General features: G+C 43.8%; 20 protein-coding genes. 10 read left to right on the top strand and 10 right to left on the bottom strand.

Going from position 1 to position 20256, the window contains the following annotated elements; genetic code table 11:
* Positions 1-38: 38 nt before the first annotated feature.
* The gene (locus tag HRU80_06200) at positions 39-5420 is read right to left on the bottom strand and encodes a PAS domain S-box protein (protein ID QOJ28485.1); all 5382 of its coding nucleotides are present in this window, start codon (positions 5418-5420) and stop codon (positions 39-41) included.
* 527 nt (positions 5421-5947) lie between these two features.
* Positions 5948-6817, bottom strand: a complete 870-nt coding sequence (gene ygiD / locus HRU80_06195) for a 4,5-DOPA dioxygenase extradiol (protein ID QOJ28484.1) — start codon at positions 6815-6817, stop codon at positions 5948-5950.
* A 349-nt stretch (positions 6818-7166) separates the two neighbouring features.
* Between ygiD and HRU80_06190 the strand changes: the two genes are divergently transcribed.
* The 10 genes from HRU80_06190 to truA all read left to right on the top strand — a co-directional run bounded on the left by HRU80_06190 (position 7167) and on the right by truA (position 13474).
* Positions 7167-7334, top strand: coding sequence for a hypothetical protein (locus HRU80_06190; protein QOJ28483.1), 168 nt, complete (start codon positions 7167-7169; stop codon positions 7332-7334).
* A gap of 27 nt (positions 7335-7361) precedes the next feature.
* Positions 7362-7769: a HEAT repeat domain-containing protein gene (locus tag HRU80_06185; GenBank protein QOJ28482.1), complete on the top strand. Its 408-nt coding sequence runs from the start codon at positions 7362-7364 to the stop codon at positions 7767-7769.
* A 90-nt stretch (positions 7770-7859) separates the two neighbouring features.
* Entirely contained in the window at positions 7860-8897 is a 1038-nt protein-coding gene (locus HRU80_06180; protein QOJ28481.1) for a beta galactosidase jelly roll domain-containing protein, read from the top strand.
* 116 nt (positions 8898-9013) lie between these two features.
* Entirely contained in the window at positions 9014-9310 is a 297-nt protein-coding gene (locus HRU80_06175; protein ID QOJ28480.1) for a hypothetical protein, read from the top strand.
* Between the two features lie 124 nt (positions 9311-9434).
* Entirely contained in the window at positions 9435-10118 is a 684-nt protein-coding gene (locus HRU80_06170) for a hypothetical protein (GenBank protein QOJ28479.1), read from the top strand.
* On the top strand, positions 10115-10459 hold the full coding sequence (locus HRU80_06165; GenBank protein QOJ28478.1) for a hypothetical protein: 345 nt from the start codon (positions 10115-10117) through the stop codon (positions 10457-10459). The genes HRU80_06170 and HRU80_06165 overlap by 4 nt, the downstream gene beginning before the upstream one ends.
* Entirely contained in the window at positions 10456-11535 is a 1080-nt protein-coding gene (locus HRU80_06160) for a hypothetical protein (GenBank protein ID QOJ28477.1), read from the top strand. Before HRU80_06165 ends, HRU80_06160 begins: the two co-directional genes overlap by 4 nt.
* Positions 11536-11630: 95 nt before the next feature.
* The gene (locus HRU80_06155; protein ID QOJ28476.1) at positions 11631-12275 is read left to right on the top strand and encodes a radical SAM protein; all 645 of its coding nucleotides are present in this window, start codon (positions 11631-11633) and stop codon (positions 12273-12275) included.
* Positions 12275-12688, top strand: coding sequence for a 6-carboxytetrahydropterin synthase (locus tag HRU80_06150; protein ID QOJ28475.1), 414 nt, complete (start codon positions 12275-12277; stop codon positions 12686-12688). Before HRU80_06155 ends, HRU80_06150 begins: the two co-directional genes overlap by 1 nt.
* Before the next feature lie 6 nt (positions 12689-12694).
* Positions 12695-13474 carry a tRNA pseudouridine(38-40) synthase TruA gene (gene truA / locus HRU80_06145; protein ID QOJ28474.1) on the top strand — a complete coding sequence of 260 codons (780 nt, stop codon included), beginning with the start codon at positions 12695-12697 and terminating at the stop codon, positions 13472-13474.
* Positions 13475-13709: 235 nt separating this feature from the next.
* On the opposite strand, the gene HRU80_06140 is transcribed toward truA, so the two are convergent.
* From HRU80_06140 to HRU80_06105, 8 genes are all read right to left on the bottom strand, one after another.
* Entirely contained in the window at positions 13710-13877 is a 168-nt protein-coding gene (locus HRU80_06140; GenBank protein ID QOJ28473.1) for a hypothetical protein, read from the bottom strand.
* Between the two features lie 31 nt (positions 13878-13908).
* Positions 13909-14949 carry a UDP-3-O-(3-hydroxymyristoyl)glucosamine N-acyltransferase gene (gene lpxD, locus HRU80_06135; protein ID QOJ28472.1) on the bottom strand — a complete coding sequence of 347 codons (1041 nt, stop codon included), beginning with the start codon at positions 14947-14949 and terminating at the stop codon, positions 13909-13911.
* Positions 14950-14960: 11 nt separating this feature from the next.
* Positions 14961-15470, bottom strand: coding sequence for an OmpH family outer membrane protein (locus tag HRU80_06130; protein ID QOJ28471.1), 510 nt, complete (start codon positions 15468-15470; stop codon positions 14961-14963).
* A 24-nt stretch (positions 15471-15494) separates the two neighbouring features.
* Complete coding sequence (locus tag HRU80_06125; GenBank protein ID QOJ28470.1) at positions 15495-16124, bottom strand: OmpH family outer membrane protein; 630 nt, start codon at positions 16122-16124, stop codon at positions 15495-15497.
* Positions 16048-18531, bottom strand: coding sequence for an outer membrane protein assembly factor BamA (gene bamA / locus HRU80_06120; protein QOJ28469.1), 2484 nt, complete (start codon positions 18529-18531; stop codon positions 16048-16050). The genes HRU80_06125 and bamA overlap by 77 nt, the downstream gene beginning before the upstream one ends.
* Positions 18532-19311: an isoprenyl transferase gene (locus HRU80_06115; GenBank protein ID QOJ28468.1), complete on the bottom strand. Its 780-nt coding sequence runs from the start codon at positions 19309-19311 to the stop codon at positions 18532-18534.
* Positions 19312-19515: 204 nt separating this feature from the next.
* Entirely contained in the window at positions 19516-19980 is a 465-nt protein-coding gene (locus HRU80_06110; GenBank protein ID QOJ28467.1) for a hypothetical protein, read from the bottom strand.
* Between the two features lie 14 nt (positions 19981-19994).
* Complete coding sequence (locus HRU80_06105) at positions 19995-20243, bottom strand: hypothetical protein (protein ID QOJ28466.1); 249 nt, start codon at positions 20241-20243, stop codon at positions 19995-19997.
* Positions 20244-20256: the final 13 nt, after the last annotated feature.

The raw sequence follows: 20256 nt of genomic DNA, 5'->3' as shown, positions 1-20256 counted from the left end.
TTTTGTTCTTGTAATGTATATATGTGTTACCGGGTTTTTTACAATGTGATTTGTAATTCCTTAGTCAGGGAGTCAAACTGTGAAACCGCCTCATCAAAATCATAGTTTTTAATATTTGCTGTCATCGCATCAAGCTGCTTGCGGATATGGCCCGCTCCGGAAATATGGTTGATTTCATCTATCTTATCCTTTGCCAGAACCTCATTGTCATCAAGAAGCGATTTTAGCTCTCTGAGCTTTTCAGTCAGTTTGCTCATATCAAGCTGAATGGTGTCATCTTCCTGGACTTCACTTGCCTTACCCGAAATCCATTCGTTCAGTTCAGCCAGCACAGGCCGGAGTTCCTGCTCAAAAGCCTGCAGAATCTCCTGGCTTCCATTCAGTTCACGCTTCAGTGAAGATTCCAGTTCCATTGCTCTCTGCTGCAGTTTTTCAGCTCCAAGATTACCGGCAACACCCTTCACCGTGTGCGCAAGCCTTACAGCAAGTTCCTGGTTGCCCTGTTGTATCGCTTCAGTAATCTGAACAACTACATTACTGTTGTTATTAAAGAATTTCTCCAGCAGTTCAATGTATAATTTTCTGTTTCCTCCAACGCGGTGCAGACCGTTTACAATATTGATGTTCTTAAAGTCAGGAATTTCCAGATATACATCTTGCCGCTTTGTCATGTCCGGCAGATCTGAAACATCGCGCTCACCGGGTTTTATCCATTTAACCAGACAGCCAAATACCTCATCGGGATCAATTGGTTTTGTAACAAAATCCATCATCCCAACATCAAGGCATTTTTCCCTGATGCCTACCATTGCATCAGCCGTCATGGCAACAATAGGAAGATCTTTATAGCCATTAAGCTTTCTTATTTCGGTTGTTGCTGTATATCCATCCATAACAGGCATCTGGAGATCCATCAGAACAATATCATATTTTGACGGACTGCCTGACTCTGAGATTTTCTCCAGTGCCTCCCTGCCATTGTTGGCAATATCAACGCGGAGTCCTGCCTGCTCGAACAGTTCAACAGCCACCTGCTGATTAATTTCATTGTCCTCCGTAAGCAGAATAAGCGCACCCTTGATCTTTTCAAGCGCTTCTTTGTGCTTCATTCCTTTTTCAGAACGTTTACGCGTTGTGCGAACTTCCTTGCCAAATACCTCCATAATAGTATCGAACAGGTGTGAATGGCTTACCGGCTTATTAAGAAATCCTTTGATGCCAATCTGGTGAGCTTTCTCAGCAACCTCTTCCCTGCCAAATGCGGTCACCATAATAATGGTAGGAATCTTGGTTGATGCATGTTCAAAAATTGCCTTAGAGGTTTCAAGTCCGTCCATCTCAGGCATAATCCAGTCCATAATAACGAGATCAAAAGGATGCTGTCTGTTTGCAGCAATAAGCCCGAGCGCTTCTTTTCCGGAAGTAGCAAGCGTCACTTTGAAAGAGAACGATTCAAGAGCTTCGTACAGAATTTCGCGTGATGTCTGATTATCATCCACAACAAGAACATTTAAGCCTCTCAGGTCAACTGATGGTATATATTCATCACGCTTCTGTTCTTTCTGGACACCGAGCACAGCGGTAAAGTAAAAAGTGCTGCCGCCACCGAATTCACTTTCAAGCCAGACCTCACCCCCCATCAGTTCGGCAAGCGATTTTGAAATCGCAAGTCCAAGACCCGTTCCGCCAAATTTCCTGGTTGTTGAACTGTCCGCCTGAGAAAACTTCTGAAACATCTTTGCCTTCTGATCCGGCGTCATGCCGATTCCGGTATCTTTTACAAAGAATTTCAGTTTGACTGTTTCCTCATCAATCCATTCATGCACTTCCGCGGAGACGATGATATCTCCCGCCGGTGTAAATTTGACAGCGTTGCTGCAATAGTTGGTAATTATTTGTCCTATGCGCAGCGAGTCACCAACAAGATTGAGCGGTACCTCATTGGCGATATGAATACTGAACTCAAGCCCTTTTTCCTGTGCCTTCTGCGAAACAAGGTTTGCAACTGAGTCCATGACGTGTTCAAGATCAAAGTCCGCGTGTTCAATAGAAAGACGGCCTGCTTCAATTTTTGAGAAATCAAGGATATCATTAATAATACCAAGCAGTGCCTGAGCTGATCTCTCAATTTTAATAAGGTAGTCAAGCTGTTTTGGATTCAGGCTGGTTTTCAGTGCGAGATGTGAAAGTCCGATGATAGCATTCATCGGAGTTCTGATTTCATGGGACATGGTTGCAAGGAACTGGCTCTTTGCCACCGTTGCGGCTTCGGCATTCTGCTTTGCTACCGCAAGTTCTTCCTGAATGCGTTTCAGATCGGTGATATCAATGATTGATCCGACAAGACAATCCTGATCATTATACATTATCGGAATAAACGATACCAGGCATTCCCGTGGTTCACCTGTTCCATACCTCTTGAAAGTAACCTCATAGTTCTCAAGATATCCGTCTGCCAGAAGCTTTGCCACAAGCATCTTGCGCGCATCAGGATTAACATACCATGAAATGGACTTCATACCTTCAAAGTCCTCAGGCTTCACTTTATGGAACTCCGCCATTGCTGTATTTGCACGCTGAATAGCTCCGTCAGCTATCCGGGTAACCGCCGTCGGGATAGGAATTGCATCAACAATTCTGTCGGCGGCTTCTTTTGAACTCCTCAGCAGCAGTTCAGCTTTTTTCCTTTCTGTGATATCATGAGTGAAGGCAACAAAATATCCTGATCCCTCAAACTCAAAATAGGAGCAATTTATTTCAACGGGAATGATAACTTCATCTTTGCTGCAGAGTGATGATTCATAGGTAATCTTTTCACCCGACTTAAGCCTGTCAATGAACGCATGCCAATTTTCCCTGACAAAGTTGATATCAAAATACCAGAACTTCCTTCCGATAATTTCTTCCCTGCTGAAACCAAGTGATCCATAGGCATGAATATTGGCATCCAGAATTATACCTGTGCTGGGATCAATGAAACAGATACTGTCCTTAGCATTGTCAATTCCGTACTGAATCAGCTTCAGTTTTTTATCAAGTTCCTTTTTCGCAGTTATATCATTAAAAATAACAACCGATCCGGCTATTTCTTCCCCTTTACGGAGAGGAGTGCTGGTATATGCAGCAAAGAACTTTGAACCATCCTTTCGCCACAGCACCTCATCATCAACTTTGGATGCCAATCCCTCAGTAAATGACTTATGCATAGGACAATGTTCCTTAAAGTATTTTGAACCGTCACTGTAAGAATGATGCGCCAGTTCATGAATACTTTTTCCCATTACCTCATCCTCAGCATAACCCAGCATTTTCAGGGCGGAAGGATTGATAAAGGTGACATTTCCATATATATCGCAGCCGAAAATTCCCTCACTTGCTGAGGTCAGAAGAGAACGGCTTTTAGCTTCAGCCTCAAAGAGGGCCATCTCTGCCAGTTTAATTTCCGTTATATCAAAACGGATTCCGAGATAACTCTCTGGTTTTCCATTTTCGCCCAGAATCGGCGAAATCACCGAGTCAACCCAGTAGAATGTTCCGTCTTTGCGCTTGTTACGGATTTGGCCTCTCCAAACCTGTCCTCTTCCGATAGTCGCCCACATCTCTTTGAAGAATTCAGACGGATGATATCCTGAATTAATGATATTATGATTTTTGCCAATAAGTTCATCGCGGGTGTATAATGAGACTCTGCAAAACTCATCATTTACATCAATGATGGTTCCTTTAAGATCAGACTTTGAAACTATTGCAGCGTCGTTGAGTGCGATATTTACTGAATGCAGACTTGCGGTACTGTCATTAAGACTTCGCAGAGTTTCTTCCAGCGATCTTGTTCTTTCAGCTATCCTCTGCTCAAGGGATGTATTAAGAGCGAGCAGTTCAATTTCAGCTTTTTTTCTTGCAGTGATATCTGCATGTGTTCCGACAATTCTTCTGGCTTTTCCAATTTCATTTGTTTCGACAACCATTCCTCTGATTAAAACCCAGAACAGTTCTCCGCTTTTCTTAACGGCCTGATATTCAACCTCAAATGTACCAGAGCCGTCAAGTGCATCATGAATCGCTTTCTGAACCACATCAACAGAGGAAGGATGGCTCAGGGACTTCCAGCGCTCGACCGTCGGTTGAAATTCACCCGGCTCATATCCGTACATTGCATACATCCGGTCACTAAAGTATATCTGGCCAGTATGAATATCCCAGTCATATATCCCTTCATTTGTTGCCTGAAACGCAAAATTAAACCGGTGGGTAAGCTCTGCAAGCTCCTGTTCTTTATGCGCAACATCCGTTATCATTTCATTAAAGGCAGAAGCAAGTTCCCCGATTTCGTCATTGGATTTGATCTCAACCGGCCTTTTAATTCTGCTTGCCCGTATTTTGTTCACGCCTTGTATAAAAAGATTGACCGGCCGCGTTATGCCAGAGGAGATATACAGGACAATAATAAACATAAGCACAGAAAAAGCCAGATTTGCAATCAGGATATTTCTGCTGTTTTTACGGATTTCCTTAAGAATTTCATCCTCACGCACCGAAATGGATATGCTCCAGTGCTGGTCTTTTCCGATTACAATGGGATGGTAATATGCCCAAAGCCGCTGATCGACCTCATCATCAATATCAAGCAATACCTTGCCTTTCTCTCCTCTGATCATCTTTTCTGCCTGCGCATGAAGCTGGCCCGGATTAACAGAACTCCCCTGAACGGTGAGCATATTATCCTTGAGAATCCGTTTCAGACTTGGATGATAGATAAACTGCCCCTTCTGCGATATAATGACAAAGTTCGTTGTCTTGTAAAATGTTTCTCTGGTAAAATCCCTGAAGTGTGTCAGGTCTATTCTTGTTGAAGCGACGCCAAAAAACTTTCCATTTTTGTATATGGGGACAGAATACCTTGAACAAAGTTTGCCGGTTTCCCGGTCAACGAAAGGTTCTCCCCAGATTGCCCTCCCCTCCTTTTTAGGCACCTGATACCAGGTTTCCTCCGACTGTGTATAATCAATCTCTGAGGAGAGCTCGCTCCTGACAAACTTTCCGTCAATCTGGCTGACAGAATAGAGCCGCTTTATCCCGCCATTGGCGGATGGCTCAAGCGTAATCCTTGAACCCAGAAGCAGATAATTTTTCCCGATATTTCCTTCCAGATATAAATATGCATCCTGCTCGGAGAGCCTGTCAGAGTGGCTGACAAACTCGGCAGTATATTCAGCAATTAAGGCAATCTGAGTGATATTATCTTCTATCTGCCGGGCATAATCCTCGCAATAGACGCTCATAAAGCGGTCAATTGATTCTTTCTGTGATTCTATGACAAAGCGGTTGGTTATATATCCGGTAAGAAGGGAGAGAATTACTATAACCGGTATTATTGAGAGCAGCAGTTTGGAGCGTATGCTTTTAATCTTTATGTTCATGGTATTTTGTAAACCAGGTTAAACCAAAGGATTGAGAGAACTATCGGAAGGAGACCGGAACACCTGGGCAAGAATACAGAAACTTCAAACGGAATTAAGAATCGTAAGTATATTTCCCTTAGGACATTACTTCCTTTTTCAGAACAGCAAATTTCCATGAATCCCCGCTGCATAATTATCCCCAACCTCTTTTCCGCTGTCTGAAATTGCAGTTATCTGCTGTAAACTGAATACCTGAGTGGGTGAATAATCTGAACAAAAAATCGTCCCATGCTGTAACAGCAAAAGGCATAAAAATAGGGAGGGTCGTAAACCTTATACTTGTGCCCCTGAAAATTTCTGCAGAATTCGTTACATCCATATTTCTGCTAAGTTATTGCAAAACTTACGCAGAAAACACGGGATTAACAATAAATAAAGCGGTTAAACTACAATGAGTTTACCTATGCAATCTTCGATTATTCTCCGGTAGGAGAGAACTCCGGGTCCGGCATTCAATTCAGGATGTAGGGAGAAACAACATCCCCTCAGCTGATTTTTACTGATGTCATGGTCACCGACCCCATCACTGCCTTATCATTAAAGAATTCAGTTTCCTCTTTTTCCTCCTGCAAGCCGAGTGAATAGAGGAGAGGGTAATAGTGATCCGGAGTCGGAATTGCCAGTCTGGCAGCAGGATTTAACGAGTCATAGTTTATCAGGGAGGAATGCTCTCTGGATGCGATCTTCTTCTTAAATATCTGATTCATCTCTTCAGCCCAGTCAAACCCGCTATCCGGCATATCCCAGCCGATCATCCTGAGATTATGCACCATATTACCGCTTCCCATAATCAGAACCCCTTTTTTTCTGAGGGAAGCAAGTTCTTTGGCAAGTTTATAATGATATTCCGCCGGTTTATTGTAATCAATGCTTAACTGCAGGACAGGAATATTTGCATCAGGAAACATCTCTTTCACCACAACCCAGCAGCCGTGGTCGAGACCCCATTCGTGATCCATTCCCACCTTAACAGAAGTGATTGTTTTGCCAACCTCTTCGGCAAGTTCAGGGTAGCCCGGAGCAGGGTACTGAATTTCATACAATGCCTTGGGAAATCCGCCAAAATCATGAATGGTTCTTGGCTTGTTCATCGCTGTTACGTGTGTACCATGGGTCAGCCAGTGAGCCGAAATACACAATACAGCCGAAGGGTAATCCAAGGATTTACCAACCTCACGCCATCCCCGGCTGAATTCATTATCTTCAATACCGTTCATCGGGGAGCCGTGCCCGAAAAAATAAACCGGCATCTTTTTGTCCCGTTCCTTGAAATCTTCCGCAAATGTTCTGAGACTGCCTAATCCGGCCATTATACCCGCTCCTGCAATTGTAAGTAAAAAATCTTTTCTTTTCATGGTACAAATCTGCAAAAGTCCCTCCAAAATAAAAATCCACCAATCCTGACCTCCGCGGCAGACAGGGGAAAACCATGTTTAGAGGGCAGCATTCTCTCCACGGAGCAGCTATATATACGATTTGAAAAACGTGTATATATGACGCGGCGGCGGCTTTACCGGAACAATTTCATCCCTCCCCCTCCGGACCACCCCTGAGAGCCGAAAACCCGGCTGCCGGCCGCCGATTTGTATCCCCCAAATCCTTTACAAAACTTTTACAATTCGTTACAAATCCGTGACACCCTTTACAATCATTCCCCATAGTTTTGAATCAGAAATTAACAACAACACGGTAAGTGAAAACAAAATGAAACAGCAGAAAAAACAACAGCTCTACCCGGTCATCGCGGTATGGATCGTAACAACAGTCGCCGCAATAGCAGGGCTGAAAATATCCGGCGGGCAGAACCCAAAAGCCGAGCTTCCCGCTTCACCGGCTGTTTCATATAACACCGTAAAAATTAGTAATCAGTAATAACCAGCATCACAAAAGGAGTCCGTCATGAAATCGTTAAGCATTGTTACCCTCGCAGTCCTTCTGCTTCAGTCAGCTTTCACCCTGGCACAGGACACCAGCAGAATCCGCTACTTCAGCGAAAAACTTTATGTGCAGAATCTTATTGAAGGTATCCGTTCAGAAAATTGCGGCCTCAGAAGAAGCTCAGTTTATATGGCAGGAAAATATCGGATCACGGAAGTAAATGATGTCCTTATTGAAGTTATGAAATCAGAAAAAGATCCTTCTACCAGAATTCTGATCGCGCTCTCAATCTGCAACATAGGCGAACCTTCCGGAATGGAAGCAATCCTGAACTTCTCTCACAATGAGAAAGATCCTAAAGCAAAGAGAATGTTCATCAACATTTATCAGGACTATAAAAACCACATTGCGGCTCAGAATACCTTCTGACCGGTAATCTGCAGAACAGAACCGGAGGATTAATCCCCTCCGGCTTTCTTTTTAACTTAATTTGAATTACGTCCTGAAGTATTTTACGCCATGAAAAAATTGCAAATTGTTGTTCTCTTCCTTCTCATCTGCACCGCAGTTTACCCTCAGAAGAAATTCTTGTCACTTGACCTGAAGGGCAGCTGGAAATTCTCCATCGGTGATGATCAGACCTGGGCACAGCCCTCTTTTGATGACAGCCAGTGGGAATCAATTTATGCTCCGGCTTCCTGGGAAGACGAGGGATTTCACGGATACAACGGCTACGCATGGTACAGAAAGAGTTTCACCATACCCCAGGATGCCAAAGGGCGTCCGGTTTATATTGAACTTGGGAGAATTGATGATGCTGACCAGGTTTATTGCAACGGCCGGCTGATAGGGGCAACAGGGTTTTTTCCTCCTGAATATCAAACCGCCTATGACCAGTTCAGAACTTACAAGATACCCGGCCACTTTCTTAATTATAATGGTAAGAACGTGATTGCGGTACGAGTGTATGACGCACAGCTTTCCGGCGGGATTATTGAAGGGCCTCTTCGGGTTACCATTCTTGAAGGCGCCCTGCTACCTGAATACAGTCTTGAAGGATACTGGTCATTCACAACCGGAGATCAGCCCGAATGGGCAGCCCCCTCGTTCCGCGAAGCCGGCTGGAAGCAGATTGTTGTTCCCGCTAAATGGGAGTCTCAGGGTTACGCTGAATACAATGGAATGGCGTGGTACAGAAAGAGATTTACCTTACCGGAAAAACTCCAGGGCAGCTCGCTTGTGCTGCTTCTTGGCAGAATAGATGATCTTGATGAAGCTTTCATAAACGGTGTAAAAGTTGGCAGTACCGGTTTAATCAATAATAATCCTTCCTCCAGCTCAATTGACCAGGAGTGGCAGCAGCTCAGAGGTTATTACATCCCGGCAGGAGTCCTTAAGCCGGGAGAAAATGTGGTTGCTGTAAGGGTTTATGACGGATTTCAGGATGGCGGAATTTATGACGGCCCTGTCGGGCTGATCACCCAGAAACGATATCAGGACTACTGGAAAGCAAATAAAAAGGAAAGAAAATCCTTTTTTGAATGGCTTTTTGAATAAAGAAGCGGTTTTCTCAGGGCTTTTTTTTGTCTCTGATTTTGAGGGAATCATTATTCGCTGTAAATTGTTTCAGAAACAAAGCAAAATTTCTCAATAAAGGAAACATACTCAGTCTGATGAAACAATACATGGTTGACATAGATCTGCCGGACACCATCACGGAAGAATTTATGACTCTTATCCCGCAGCAGCGTGAACAGGTAAATAAACTGATGCTCGAAGGGAAGATTAACAGCTATACGTTGTCAATGGACCGTACTAAGCTCTGGATTATTCTGAGCGCCAAATCTGACGGTGATGTTTTCCGTTTGCTTGCCACTTTCCCCATGCGCCGGTTTATGGATGCCAAAATTGTTGAACTGGCCTTCCATAACACCATAACCACAGCGTTCCCTCAGATTTCTCTGAACTAAAAAAAGTACGCCATTCCCGCTGATCAATAGCCGGAAATTGTTTCCCCTGCGGCATTCCCCTTATTCTATTTGAAACTTTTTCCTTAACATAGGGTATAAACTTCATCATAATCCTGAGATTTGTATGCCCAGATTTATCCTTCTTTTTCTGCTCATTTCCGCCACTCTGCTGCCGGATGTGATCATCCGTCCCCGGGAGCCGGAAGAAAAAAGATATTTTCTTGATTTTTCCGCCGTTGATTCTTTCCCCGGTAAAATATTTCTATTATCAAATTTATTCAGGGAGTACTATACATCAGCAGATGAAATCACTAATCTGTTTGATCAGAGATACATTCAGATAAAAAAGAACTCAGCAAAGCCCGTGATATATGTATTTAACAGGGACAGCCTCGTCAGTGATTTTATCTTAACAGGTGAAGAACTCAGTGCTGTTCTCAGCAGGCTTAAAAAATCAGGGATAAGTTATCACAAAACAGAACTTGATATAAGTAAAGTGTTTAAGAAAAAATACGGCAGTTTTGATGAGGTGTATTTTACGGTTTCTTTTACCATGTTAAAAGACAGCAGCTTTGAAGCAGCGATAACAGCCGTTAAGATCTATGAAGATTCTGAGTTAATCAAGGAAATGCCTTTTAAGCCGGAAGCAGGGCTTTTTCATTCAGAAAATTTACTCCTTGGTGATGTAGCACCGGAACCGGAGGGGTTGTTTGCCGGTGATATCTTTTACTTCCTGCTGCCGCTTGCCGGAGTTACCGCACTACTGATCATCATTATTCGCAGAAGACGGGCAAAGAAAAACGAATGAATATCGGCACACTGCTGCTTACTCTGCTGCTTGAATTTGCAGTATATATCTTTGCCGTTAAACGCCCTTTGATGCAATCAGCCGGATACGCTGTAATAGTCAATATAATAACACAGCCGCTTGCCCAGCTTGCGTTTTATAAATTTTATTACTCATCTTATTACGAAAGTCTGGGGTTTTTTCCATTCTTCACTGCGGTTGAACTTCTTGTCATAACAGCTGAGATGTTTCTGCTCCGCTTTCTCCTGAGAAGTGATTACAGGGAAGCGCTGAGGATTTCCCTTCTTGCTAATATCTTTTCTGCAGGGGCGGGATTGCTTATCTATGAGATGCTTTTATGAATAGTGCGACATTCCCCGGTATCAGGTTTAAGCAGTCAGTATGGCATCTGCCGGCACTGCTTGGCTTTATTCACCTGCTGAACGATCTGACCGCGGGAATGTTAATAGGAACCGCTGCCTCCGCAGCGACCGGGAAAGACCTGAGCATGATGGTGCTTGTATATAATGTACTTGCATTTGGTTCGCAGCCGCTTGCCGGGCTGCTCTCGGACAAATATCAGCTGAGCAGAGTATATGTGTATGCAGGTATTCTCTCTGCTATTGGCGGGCTTATTGTTTTCACTTTTTCTCCATGGACTGCAATCATTCTGAGCGGGTTGGGGTCTTCAGTGTTCCATGTCGGAGGCGGCTCCCTGTCTATAACGGCGGATGATCATAAATCCGGTTATATCGGTTTATTCTCCTCTCCGGGTGTACTGGGGCTTGCACTCGGCGGGTATATATCGTGGCTCGGACTTTTTCCCACCGCCGAACTGATAGTCCTCTTTTTGCTCTCAGCTGCACTGACAGGTGTCCTGAAAAACGGAAAAATTCAGGAACCGCCTCCAAAGCAATCCTTTATTCCTGACGGGCATGATATCATTATGATTGCCGTGCTGCTTGCCATTGCTTTTCGCTCTGCAGTGTGGAATATCTTTCAGTATATTACAGCAGGTGAAATCGCCATATTGATACCTCTTGCCCTTAGTGCCGCTTCGGGTAAACTTGCCGGCGGTTTTCTGGCGGATTTTGCCGGCAAAAAAATCTGGCTCTATACCTCACTTATTGCGGCCATTATCCTGCTTACCTTTCATGAGCAGTCAAGAATCAGTCTTTACGCCGGAATATTTTTTCTGCAGGCCTCCTCTCCGGCAGCCATAAGAATTCTTGCTTCAGGACTCCCCGGCCGTGCTGGTCTGACCGCTTCAATAGCATTCGGACTTGCCATTGCTGTGGGCGCACTTCCCCATTACTTGAGGATGACTGCTTTCATCGCTGAGTCTGCCTTCTTGATTCCCCTGTTCATAACTGTGTCACTTGCGGCAGTTATCTGGGGCCTGCATTTGGTAGAGAGGCAGGCAGGTGCCCAAACTTAAGAAAATCCTCTCAGGGTAATTATCATTGTCTGCAGGCATTCTGCCGGCTCTTTATCCTCTTTTTCCGTATCTTTGCACCGGAAAAACCAATTATTATGCACTCACTCAATATCAACGAAATCTATTATTCAGTTCAGGGGGAAAGTACCTATGCAGGATTTCCCTGCATCTTTATCCGTCTGACCTGGTGTAACCTGCGCTGTACCTACTGCGATACGGAATACGCTTTTTATGAAGGGAAAGAGATGACCTTTCAGCAAATAAAAGATGAGATTAAAAAGTATGACTGCCGCCTTGTTGAAATTACCGGAGGCGAACCGCTCGTACAGAAACGTGTTCATCAGCTGATGACAGAACTCTCGGATGAAGGTTACACTGTGCTTATTGAAACCGGAGGTAGTCTACCTATTCAGGATATTGATCCCCGTGTCACAGTGATAATGGACTTAAAATGTCCTTCAAGCGGCATGATGCATAAGAACAGGTATGAGAATCTCAAATATCTGAAGCAGACAGATGAACTGAAGTTTGTCATAGGCTCTGAAGAGGACTATACCTGGGCAAAAGAAACCATTCAGCAACACCAACTTACAGATAAGTGCAGACTGCTTTTTTCAACCGTCTTTTCTTCCTTTACCCCAAAGGAACTGGTTGATCTGATTCTGCGGGACAATCTTCCCGTCAGATTTCAATTGCAGATGCATAAATATATCTGGGATCCCTCTCTCAAAGGAGTATAATGAAAATCACCAAAGAATATCACTGGGAAATGGGGCACCGGCTGCCGTTTCATCCCGGTTTATGCAAAAACCTGCACGGTCACTCATACAAAGCATATATAACACTTGAAGGAACTCCGGATGAAAACGGCATCCTGATTGATTTTTATGATATTGATAAGGTTATGCAGCCGCTGCTTAACCGGCTTGATCATGCATTCATTCTTGCTGACTCGGATACCGAAGTTATTCAGTTCTTCAAAAAACTCAATTCGAAACATGAAGTGGTGCCTTTTCACTCCACTGCAGAAAATCTTGCTCTCTATTTTATCGAAGAACTCAGAAAGTCCGGACTGCCTGCTAATATTAACGGCATAGGAGTCAGTATTTATGAAACTGCCGATGCCTCTGCAACAGCATCTGTTGAATTCTGAGTTACCATGAGATATAAACTGACCATAGAATATAAGGGGACACGCTATCAGGGATGGCAGGTGCAAAAAGATGTAAAAACAGTGCAAGGCACATTATTTGAAGCGCTTCGCAAGCTCTTCCCGAAGGATAAGATTGACATGCAGGGCTCAGGCCGCACTGACGCAGGTGTTCATGCTCTTGCGCAGATAGCACATCTGGAAATTCTGAAAGGCCCTGACATGAGAAATTTCCTTTTCAGAGTGAATGATCTTCTTCCCGCTGATATTGTGGTGAGATCCATAGAACCCGTATCGCCTAAATTTCATGCCCGTTACAGTGCCGTAGCCCGCAGCTATATATATCAGATTTCTTCCCGTCCGAGCGGTTTTTACAAGGATTACATCTGGTGGGTGAAGGATCCGCTGAATCACGAAAGGATTGCCGAATCACTCAATTTTCTTAAGGGCCGTCATGATTTTTTTGCCTTCTCGCAGGTTGATACCGAGGGAGAAGATTCACGGGCGGAGATACTGGATATTCAGACAGGTAAATTCGGAGAGATGATTATCATCCGGCTGAAAGCTGATCACTTTCTCTGGAAAATGGTCAGAAGGATTATCGGCGCTGCAGTTGAAGTGGGAAGAGGAAATGCGGGAGTTACTTTTCTTAAGGATGCGATGGCCAACAGGGATGCCCAGGTGGTAGCTCCATATACAGCACCTCCATCAGGATTGTTTTTAGAGAAAGTATATTATACTGAGGATATGACTGAACCGGAATTCAAGCCGCTGTTCCGGATTGATTGAATTTCATTGGAGTAAAAATATAAAAGCAGATAGCAGAAAGAATAAAAATCCCCGAAGTATAGCGGAAAGTTTTTAATGTCACTGCATTATTATTCCTCCGTGTAAACTGTTTATTGTAAATTTGATTTCCGATCCGCTAAAATCCGCGCTGCTTCAGCATCTGTTTAAGATCCGCGTACAATCAAACTCGTTAGAACTTCCCTGGTTTTTTAGTTACTCTGTACAATTTCCGTAATCACTTTTTTGCTATTACATATTCTTCCTCTAAATTGTTTTCTCTTATATACTGTTCCCGTAAATCCTGAACCATGTATACTCTCTCTTCAGGAGTCAGACTTTTGTAGAATCTGATTTCTTCCTGCTCCGCTTCTTCTCTTGTAAGTTTCTTAACTACTTTTTTCATTTTTATGGTACTATTTCTGACAGGTTTGCAATTATTTGCTTCCCAGTTTCTCTTCAAGTTCTGCTATTTTCTTTTCAAGAGCTTTAATCCGGTCAGCATACTCAGGAAGATTTCTGGTATGTACTTCGAGTCTCTGTGCCAGACGATGCTCCTTGGCCGGATATCCAAAGTACATTCCCGGTTTGTCTATAGATCTTGATACCCCCGACTGAGCCAGGATAATAGCTCCATCGGTTACTCGCAGATGATCGGCTATACCAACCTGTGCCGCCACTATACAATTCTTTCCGAGAATTGAACTTCCGGCAACACCTGACAACGCGGAGAGGACTGAGTTTTCGCCAATTTCAGCACCGTGAGCAATCTGGACCATGTTATCCATTTTCACTCCTTTGCGGACTATGGTTGAACCCATTGCCGCACGGTCAATGCAGGTATTCGCGCCAATTTCAACATCATCTTCAATGATGACATTACCTTTTTGCCAGACTTTATTATATACGCCTTTGCTGTCAGGAACAAATCCGAAGCCGTCTCCGCCGATCACCACTCCGGGCTGCAGAATGACATTGTTTCCTATGATGCATTCTTCCCGTATAGAAACATTTTGGAATATAAGAGCATTATTTCCGATTTTTGTATCACGGCTGATAACCGTATTGTGAAAAATCTTTGTGTTATCTCCGATAACACAATTTGCTTCAATTACTACATTCTGGCCTATTGCACAGTTTGCACCAATTTTCGCCGTTGGATCAATATATGCGGAGGGAGAAATTCCTGTCAGCTTAAACTCCGGAGCAAAAAACCGGTTAAGGACGGCTACAAATGAAAGATAAGGATTTTTAACCTCAAGATAGGTTATTTCAGGACGGGATTTTGTAAAGCCGGGCTTAACAAAAAGGACAGAAGCACCGGTGGTTTCATGGTACTTTGCGTATATATCCCTTTCAAGAAAGGAGAGATCACCGCTCCCGGCATCTTCAATTTTAGCAAGCCTGTGAATTACTGTTTCAGCCGAACCTGTAATAACCGCACCGGTTAGTTCAGCAGCCTGGCCCGCGGTGATCATACTTCAACTCCTTATTTTAATTTTTCCAGCACTTTAGCGGTAATGTCATGCTCTTCTTTAGCATAGAGAACCAGAACACCTCCGCTCCGGTCAAATACAAAATCCAGATCCAGTTCTTTGGCGACCTGGGTGATTGCATTAAATACCCTGTTTTGTACCGGTTTCATCAGTTCATCCTGTTTGGTGAAAAGTTCGCCGTTGGTACCGAATTTCTTTTCGCGGTATTCAACAATCTTCTGTTCCATTTTTACAAGCTCCGCCTCAATCTGCATCCGTGCGTCATCAGTAAGAATCAGGCGGCGCTTGTCATAATCTTCATACTTTGTCTTCCACTCCCGTTCAAGTTTTTGCAGTTCCCCCTGCCATTCCTGTATAATCTGATCAAGCTGCTGGCGGGCATCCTGCGCATCGGGGAGTTTATCCAGAACGGTATCTGAATCAACATAGCCGATGGTAATCTGAGCTGAGAGAAGTCCTGTCCACACGAACAGGAGCGCGGTAATATATGACAAAGTTTTCATAGGAATATTCCTGTATGGTTAAACTTATTTGCCTCTCTTAAGGCGGTCGAGTACTTTATAGGTAATATCGAACTGGGAATCTGCATAAAGAAGCAGAATCTCACCGGTCTTGTCAAACACAAAGTGCATTCCTTCATCTTTTGCTACACCTTCGATTGCCTTAAAGATTTTTTCCTTCACCGGTTTCAGAAGCTCATCCTGTTTTTTGTAGATTTCTCCGGTTCCCTGTGCAAATTTTGATCTTCTGTATTCCTCAATCATCTGCTGCTGCTGAACCAGTTTCTGCTGTTCTTCAAGCTTTTTATCTTCTTTCATATTGCCGGACTGCTTCTGATAGTTCTGATATGCCTGCTGAAGATTATAGGTCATGCTGTCAATTTCAGCATTCCACTTTTCGATAATTGCATCAAGTTCACCCTGAGCTTTAATAGCTTCAGAGAACTGTTTCAGGATTACTTCAGAATCAACATATCCTGTTTTCTGGGTCTGTGCGAACAATGATCCTGCGGAAAGCAGAACAGTCAGGAGAACCAGTTTAATTGTGTTTTTCACGAATGAGTTCCTTATTGTTATTGTATTAAAATGCTTTGCCAAACTGGAAGTGGAAAAGCCATGCCGGATCTTTACCGTCAATTGCTTTTCTGTCAAAACCATAACCCATATCAAAACCGATCAGTCCAATCGGATTGATAAGCAGACGGGCTCCGAAGCCGATAGAGCGCTTCAGATTAAAAATATCAGCGCTGTTGATATCCTCATACACATTACCCGCTTCGGCAAAGGTGAGGAGATAGAGCGGAATCGGTTCAAGAGCAACAGCGAAACGGAGTTCAGCAGTATATCTTGAATAGACTCGGCCGTCTCTTACGTTTCCGTTAATATCTTTGGGACCAATGCTCCGGTCATCATATCCGCGGAGCGGCACGGTTGCAATTACAAGCCCGTTGCCTCCCATGTAGAAAAATTCAAACGGCTGAATAGGAGTACCTGCTACAATTTCTTCCAGATAACCTAAATCAGCAACAGTATAAAATGCAAACTTGTTTGAGTTAAAGAGGCGCTTATACCATTCAAGCTTAAAGTTGACTTTGTAAAAATCAACGCTTCCCGGCAGAAATGGTCCGCCTGAAATTTCAGCATCCAGAGACATGGAGGAACCAAGCGACGGAAAGATAGGATTATCTACGTTCTTACGCTGCAATCCGAATCCAAGGGTAAACTGATTGGTTTTACCGATACGGTAATATCCTCCGCCATCTATAACATTATTACCCTGGAAGCGGAAGAATGTGCTTGCATAGAAGTAATCATCCGGCCATCTCAGGCGTCTGCCGAGGCGCACAGTTGCACCTGACTGCCGCAGATCATAGATATACTGCTGGCGTGTGTCAAATATATCCGCCCCGATAAGCGTAGGTGAATCCATCAGCCATGGTTCAGTGAATCCAAGGGAGAATGTACGATATATGCTTCCCACACCAAACTGCCAGTTAAAGCTGAGGATCTGTCCTCCGCCAAGACTGAAAGGTTCAGCAATAGAGAAGTTCGTAAGGGTTACTCCTACCGCTCCGCTGAATCCGAAACTGCCGCTGTAACCAACCGATGCATTCAGATAATCGCTTGATTTTTCCTCAACCTTAAAGGAAACATTCACCGTGCTGTCATTAGCCAGGTTATAATCAACACCTTCCTGATAAATCTTTTCCACATTAAAATACTGCAGGTTTGCAAGCTGCTGCAGGCTGCGGAGCATCATTGCGCGGTTGAAAAAGTCTCCGGGTACGGTATATAATTCACGGCGGATAACTTTATCCTTTGTCTTATCATTGCCGGTTATGTCAACACGGCCGATCTTAAACTGATTGCGCTCACTTACCTGGATAAGAATATCTATGGAATCCGCGCCAATTTTTGTTTCGGTTGTGCGCAGGTTGAATGTCAGGTAACCATTGTCCAGATAGAGAGAGGCGATGTCATTCTGCTTTTCATTCTGACGAAGATTCTGGTTAAAGCGTTCGAGATCGTAAATATCTCCCGGCTTAAAGGCGAGCCGTTCATTAAGCGTTTCAGTGGTATATATTTTATTGCCTTCCCAGGTAATATTGCGGATTTTATACTGGGGACCTTCATAAACCCGGATAATAATCTGAACATCTTCTTTATCATCAGAATAGATAATACTGTCTCCCAGTACTTCAGCGTCCCTGAATCCGTTCCTCTGATAGAACTGAAGAATTTTGGTTTTATCCTCTTCATATTTTTTCTTGTCAAACCGTGAAAGGGACCAGAACTTCCACCATCTTGCTTCAACGGTTTCTTCAAGTTCAGCTTTCAGATCATCGTCCGCGAAAAAATCATTTCCTTCAAACAGAATTTTTCTTACGGTGCTGCGGCTGTTTTCATCAACCACAACCATAAGCAGTTTTCTGTCTTTAATTCGTTCAATAAGATTTGAGTACGTTATGTCATCTCTCTCATATTCAACAACATATTCTTCTGAGAGGTCTGCATCGTTGCGCCAGACTACATTAATATAGTTTTTTGATGTATCAGCAGTGAAGTAACTGTAATATTTGGTGGTGAACTGGGCGTTAAAAAATCCGTCTTCTTCATAATAAGCATTGAGGCGGAGTTTAAGGCGTTCAACTTCCTGCGGCTTAAGAATCTGGCCTCTGATGAAGGTTACTTTGGTCTGAAGTTCATCTTCATCAAAATGGTCATACCCCTCGAAAGCAACTTTTTCGATACGGGGATATTCATCAACTTTGACTACCAGAAAAACGCCGTCACCAACTTCTTTCTCAATGATAATCTGCACATCACTGAAAATATTGAGTGACCAAAGCTGCTTGATTGCATTGAGAGTCTGATCTCCCGGAATACGGATTTCATCTCCGACCCGGAGTCCGGTATTAGCAATAATGGTTTTTGCGTCGGCACTTTTGTTCCCCTGCACAGAGACGCCGAGTATTTTATATACTTTCTGAGCGTTTGTTTCCGCTGCACTGAACATCAGCAGCACAATCAAAAACACTGCACGTTTAGAAAAGTTTAAAAACATTCAATTCCTTTTAGTTTCATTCTGTAACTGCTCGCTTACCTTGCCGAACCTTCTTTCCCGCTTCTGGAAATCGAGAATGGCCTCTATCAGGTTCTGTTTTCTGAATTCAGGCCAGTAGGTGCTGCATATATATATCTCAGAATACGCTATCTGCCAGAGGAGGAAATTGCTCACCCTGAATTCACCGCTGGTGCGGATCAGAAGTTCAGGATCAGGCATTCCGCTTGTTGTCAGATAAGAAGAAAAAAGCTGATCGTTAACCTGCGCCGGTGTGATAGTACCGGCCGCGGCATCAGCAGCAATTTTTCTTACTGCTTCGATGATCTCCCATCTTCCGCTGTAACTGAGGGCGAGATTAAGATTTAACCGGCTGTTACCGGCAGTTCTCTCAATTGCATCAGTGAATTCCTCCTGCACCTTTTCAGGGAGCATGCTGAAATCTCCGATGGTATTAAGACGGACATTATTCTTGTGAAGTTCATTTATTTCTTTTCTCAGAGTCCGGACAAGGAGGGTCATAAGTGTAGAAACTTCATCCTTCGGACGCTTCCAGTTTTCTGTAGAAAAGGTATAGAGAGTAAGGTATTTTACCCCGATTTCAGCAGCCACTTCAACAATTTCCCTGACTGAGTCAACCCCGGCATGGTGACCGGCGATTCTCGGAAGACCTTTGCTTTTGGCCCATCTTCCGTTTCCATCCATTATGATGGCTATATGTTCCGGGATAACCGCGTCACGAGGCAGCCCGTACTTCTGTTGTTCTTCTGTCTTATTTTTCATTAACTGGCTTTAGAAACCGACTGATGATACTTTGCCAAAATACTCTAATCAAACTTTTAAATTACGGAACTTCGGCTAATTTTTGAAGGGAAAAAAGCCCCCTGAAAAACCGCTTTTGCGGACGAAAAACGGCCTTCGGGGGTTCGGGATAAGAGGAGAGGCCCGCCGGTTGTGGAGAATTCCGGCGGACCGGGTATGTGAAGTTTAGTTGATGAATGCCTTGGAACGCTGGCTTTCTTCTGAAAACAGGCTCGGAAGCTGCGCGGAAGTATAAACGTGGATTCTGATGTTCTTCCGTAATTCCTCGCTGATTGCTGAGAGTGCTTTCCTCAGTTCATTAAGCCGGTCCGTGGCAACCGAAAGATAGAGCGGAACCGGGCGATAGGTGTATTTTGTCTTCCTGGCGCAAAGTATCTCAACTTTTTCGATAAACTCTTTTGTGAAGTTATCATCCGAGTCCACAATCAGCCCAATCAAATAGTCCTTTCCCTTTTTGCCGATCAGATCCACATCATAACCGGCAACCTTCGGGGGATCGGAAAGGTATCTGCCGAATTTTCTTTGGGTAATAATGTATCCTCTGGTCATCAAATGCCAGGCAAGATCATCAATCCTGTCCTTCTTTGGTACTGAAAAAACAACTCTGAAACGGTCTCTTGAATTATTCATGTCACACCTCTTTTTCAATTATATGTGCCGGTGTAGAGCGGCAGTGCCGGAGCAAAACCCTGGAGCAGAACACGCAGATTGCTGATTTTGAAAAATTCAAACTTCCTAACCGCATCCGTGCCAGTTACTTTACCATACACCACTTTGTGGCCAAACTTGTCCATTGCCAGAAAATATGGCTCAATTTCAATCAGCAGATCATCATAAAAGAAGTTTACTTTTCTCCTTTTCTCAATTGCTTCTGAAAAAATCATTGACTTCATTGCCTTCTCCTTC

The organism is Ignavibacteriales bacterium (assembly GCA_015709675.1).
Taxonomy (GTDB): domain Bacteria; phylum Bacteroidota; class Ignavibacteria; order Ignavibacteriales; family Ignavibacteriaceae; genus H2-BAC3.
This window is presented reverse-complemented; position numbering and strand designations above follow the sequence as displayed.